General features: G+C 69.4%; 2 protein-coding genes and 2 pseudogenes. 2 read left to right on the plus strand and 2 right to left on the minus strand.

Going from position 1 to position 4,248, the window contains the following annotated elements:
• The first annotated feature begins 348 nt into the window (after positions 1-348).
• Together D477_RS18435 and D477_RS18440 are read left to right on the plus strand one after the other, a co-directional pair.
• Complete coding sequence (locus D477_RS18435) at positions 349-2,493, plus strand: S9 family peptidase (protein ID WP_005273350.1); 2,145 nt, start codon at positions 349-351, stop codon at positions 2,491-2,493.
• 10 nt (positions 2,494-2,503) lie between these two features.
• Positions 2,504-3,012, plus strand: a pseudogene (locus tag D477_RS18440) (amino-acid N-acetyltransferase).
• 63 nt (positions 3,013-3,075) lie between these two features.
• Here D477_RS18440 and D477_RS18445 read toward each other — a convergent pair.
• Both D477_RS18445 and D477_RS18450 read right to left on the minus strand, forming a co-directional pair.
• Complete coding sequence (locus D477_RS18445; RefSeq protein ID WP_043847661.1) at positions 3,076-3,591, minus strand: hypothetical protein; 516 nt, start codon at positions 3,589-3,591, stop codon at positions 3,076-3,078.
• A 38-nt stretch (positions 3,592-3,629) separates the two neighbouring features.
• Positions 3,630-4,248, minus strand: a pseudogene (locus D477_RS18450) (A/G-specific adenine glycosylase); the annotation flags it as partial.

The following is a 4,248-nucleotide window of genomic DNA, read 5'->3' on the forward strand; positions in this document are numbered from 1 at the left end:
GTCACCGCCGGACACAACATCACAGGTCAAGGGGCACCGCCAACGACGGCGGGGCCCCTTGACCCCTTTAACCCCGCTTCCAACGACCGGCGGGGCCAGGGCCTACGGAAAACACACCCCCCGGTGCGTCCCCGCAGGCCCTTCACGCGTTAACGGGGCTCTCCCCGCAGCCCGGGGCCCCGCAGGCCGGCACCGCCTCCACATCGCCCCGGGCGGGAGAGGAGCAGATGAACCGCGCCCACTTCCGGTAGCGGGCACGACCAAAAGCTGGCAAAGTACGCCGTTTATCGCTGGGATCCACACTCCGGGGTCTACCGCTGCGGCCTTTCGTGCGCAATACTGTCCTGCATGACTTATGAAACAACCCTTTCTGATCTCGATGGGGAGAATTCCGAACCAGAGACGCCGGGGGAGCAGCCGGCAGTCCGGCCGGCCACGCCGTTCCACGACCTGGACCACTACATCGCGCTGCCCCGGGTGAGCACGCTGGCGCTGAGCCCCGATGGGGGCCGGCTGGTTACGGCCGTAAGCGTGCTCAACGCCAAGTCCACCGAGTACATCACCGCATTGTGGGAAATCGACCCGTCGGGCAGCAAGCCGGCGCGACGTATCACCCGCAGTGCCAAAGGCGAAGCCGGCGCTGCCTTCCTGCCCAACGGTGACCTGCTCTTCACCTCGGCGCGGCCCGCCCCGGAAGACGGGGAGGAAGAGCCGGTCAACGCGCTCTGGAAGATACCGGCCGGCGGCGGCGAGGCCCGGCAGCTCCTGTCCCGGCCAGGCGGCGTCAACCACGTCCTGACCGCCCGCAGCGCGGTCACCGCCGTGCTCAACGCCGACATTCTGCCGGGAGCCGCGGACGAGGAGGACGACGCCCGGCTCCGCAAGCTCCGGAAGGACAAGGACATCTCGGCCGTCCTGCACAGCGGCTATCCGGTCCGGTTCTGGGACCATGACCTCGGTCCCGGCCAGCCCAGCCTGTTCCGGCTCGACCAGGACGGACCCGTGCCGGTCTTGCCCTCCACGCTGGACGCCGAGCCAAAGCACGTGCTGCGCGCCCTCACCCCCGGTGCCGGGGCCCGGCTGGTTGAATCCGCTGCCTCGCTCAGCCCCGATGGTGCCACCGTGGTGACCAGCTGGCGCAAGCCCCTGGCCAAGGGCGATATGCGCGAGGTCCTCGCGGTGGTCGATACCTCCGGCGGCGGGATGCGCATGCTGCTCGAATCCGCGGAAACGGACTACCGCCCCGGACCCGTCAGCCCGGACGGACGCACCGTCGTCGTTGTTTGCGAGAAGGTTTCCGGCCCGCACACCATCCCGGACGTGACCCTCGGTCTGCTCCCGCTGTCCGGCGGGAGCCTGGCTCCGCTGGCACCCGAATGGGACCGCTGGCCGGAGCCGGCGCAGTGGCTGCCGGACGGCTCCGCGCTCCTGGCCACCGCGGACGAGGACGGCGCCCGCCCGGTCTTCCTGATCGACATCGCCAGCGGCAGCGTGCGCAGGGTGACGGCCGACCAGTCGGCCTACACCGACGTGGTGGTCAGTCCCGATGGGCGCTACGCCTACGCGCTGCGCAGCAGCTACCTGCTCCCGCCCGAGCCGGTGCGCATCGAGCTGTCCACCGGCGAAACCACGGCGCTGCCGGGGCCTGCGGTGCGGCCCGAGCTGCCCGGGCGGCTGGAGGAAGTGGAAACAACGACGACGGCGGACATCGGCTCCGTGCGCGTCAGGGGCTGGCTGGTGCTGCCCGATGGTGCGTCCGCCGAGCACCCGGCGCCGCTGCTGCTGTGGATCCATGGCGGTCCGCTGCACTCCTGGAACGCCTGGTCGTGGCGCTGGTGCCCGTGGCTGATGGCCGCCCAGGGCTACGCCGTGCTGCTGCCGGATCCGGCGCTGTCCACCGGCTACGGCAAGGAGTTCATCCGCCGCGGCTGGGGCCAGTGGGGCCAGGCCCCGTTCACGGACCTGATGGCGCTGACGGATGAGGTGGTCCGGCGCGCCGACATCGACCAGGAGCGCACTGCGGCGATGGGCGGTTCGTTCGGCGGCTACATGGCCAACTGGGTGGCCGGGCATACCGACCGGTTCCGGGCGATCGTCACCCATGCCAGCCTGTGGGCGCTGGACCAGTTCGGCCCGACCACCGACGTCTCGTCCTACTGGGAGAAGGAGATGACGCCGGAGATGGCGCTGGCCAACTCGCCGCACCTGCATGTGGACAAGATCTCCACGCCGATGCTGGTCATCCATGGCGACAAGGACTACCGGGTGCCGATCGGCGAGGGCCTGCGGCTCTGGTACGAGCTGCTCTCGAAGTCGGCGCTGCCGCAGCGGGAGGATGGCACGACGGACCACCGCTTCCTCTACTTCCCCGATGAGAACCACTGGGTGCTCAAGCCGCAGCACGTCAAGGTCTGGTACCAGGTAGTGCAGGACTTCCTGGCGCGCCACGTCATGGAAGGTGGTGCGGAACTTCCCGCCGAGCTTGGCCTTTAGACTTGGCAACATGAATTTGCCCTTCACGATCCGTCCAGCGCGCACCTCCGACGTCGCCGGAATCCGGCGCCTGGTGAAGCCGCTGGCGGACCGAAGGGTGCTGCTGGAGAAGGAAGCGGTGGCCTACTTCGAAAGCATCCAAGAGTTCAAGGTGGCCGAGAGCCCGGATGGCGAGCTGGTCGGCTGCGGCGCGCTGCACGTGATGTGGGAGGACATCGCCGAGGTCCGCACGCTGGCAGCCTCTGAAGACTGGCGCGGCCGCGGGGTGGGGAAGGCGCTGCTGGCCGTGCTGCTGGAACAGGCGCAGGCACTCGGGGTCAGCCGGGTGTTCTGCCTGACCTCGAGGTGGACTTCTTCAAGCGCCTGGGCTTCGAGGTGATGGCGGACCAGTCCGCGGTGGATCCGGAGGTCTATTCCGAGCTGCTGCGTTCGCATGACGAAGGTGTTGCCGAGTTCCTCGACCTCGCGCGGGTCAAGCCGAACACGCTGGGAAATACGCGGATGATCCGCAGCCTCTGAGCGGCAGTTCCCGCGGACGGGACCAGGGCAAAGGCTTTCCGTGACTGCGCCTGTGCGGTGGCCTTAGGCCGGGTGCAGTCCGGTTCCATCGAGCAGCAGCCCGAGCTGCGGCGCGGCGCCGGGGCATTGCTCGCCGTTGGGATAGACCATGCGGGCAGCAGCGGTGAGCGGGGCGGTGGTGGTTTCTGAGCCGTCCGGGTGGGTAACGGTGGCAACGCTTTCCACGTCCGCTTCCGGCAGGCCGCGGACCTCGGTAAAGCCGGTCAGCGTCCCGTTCGGCGTGGCGGTGGCCGAACAGCTGCCTTCTGGGAGCGCGGAGTCGCAGCCGAGGTCCACCATGTCCTCGCCGGGGTAAAGTTCGACGGCGACGGGCCGGCAAGTGCCTTCCCAACAGGCTTCGAGTTCCACGGCTTCTACCTCGGGCGCAAAGGAGCTGGCCACGGTGAGCGAGATGCCGGCAACGGCGCCGATTTCGGTGCAGGCCTGCGGCCCGGACCCCAACGAGGCACCGCATGCGGTGAGGGACACCAGCAGGGCGGACACCGCCGTCGTCAAGGCAACCGGACTCCTGTGGCTCATAGTCGAATCGTAGGAGCAGCGGCGGCCGGAGCCAAGGCTCAGTTCGGTAGCCGGATGCCGGCCGGCACTGCTTCGGCCAAGCCATCCTCGAGCAGTCCGTCGAGGGAGCGCACCAACTGCTCTTCGCCCGCGCCGAGCGCCAGCAGCTTGCCGAGCTCGACGGCGTGGCCGGCACCGCCGTCAACCAGATCCACGGTGCCGAGCAGCAGTTCGCGGGGGACGGGAGTCCGGGCATGCCGCAGCACTGCCATGATGGCGCCGCGGACCTGGCGGTCTGTCCCGGCCCAGGCCTGTCCCTTTGGCACGTAGTGCGGTTCCGGACGGCCGGCCGCGATCCAGGCACACTGATCCAGCAGCGGGCACTCGCTGCAGCGGGGCGACCGGGCGGTGCAGACCAGGGCGCCGAGTTCCATCACGCCGGCATTCCAGGTTTTCGTGTCCTCGGCCGGCATCAGCTCATCGGCCAGGCGAAGTTCGGCGGCGGTGAGGGAGCGCGAGGGCAGCGCGTTGCCCGTGACGGCCCGCGCGTGGACCCGCCGGATGTTCGTGTCGACCACGGTCTCCGGCAGGCCGAAGGCGAACGAGGCGATGGCCGCCGCCGTGTAGGTGCCCACCCCGGGCAGCGCCAGCAGTTGCTCACGGCCGGCCGGCACCTGG

Origin of the sequence: Arthrobacter crystallopoietes BAB-32 (assembly GCF_000328305.2) — a bacterium.
Classification (GTDB): Bacteria; Actinomycetota; Actinomycetes; order Actinomycetales; family Micrococcaceae; genus Crystallibacter; species Crystallibacter crystallopoietes_A.

Excerpts from the sequence above, each read along its gene's own strand:
- D477_RS18435 (WP_005273350.1), top strand. The coding sequence starts at position 349 with ATGACTTATGAAACAACCCTTTCTGATCTCGATGGGGAGAATTCCGAA.
- D477_RS18445 (WP_043847661.1), bottom strand. The coding sequence starts at position 3,591 with ATGAGCCACAGGAGTCCGGTTGCCTTGACGACGGCGGTGTCCGCCCTG.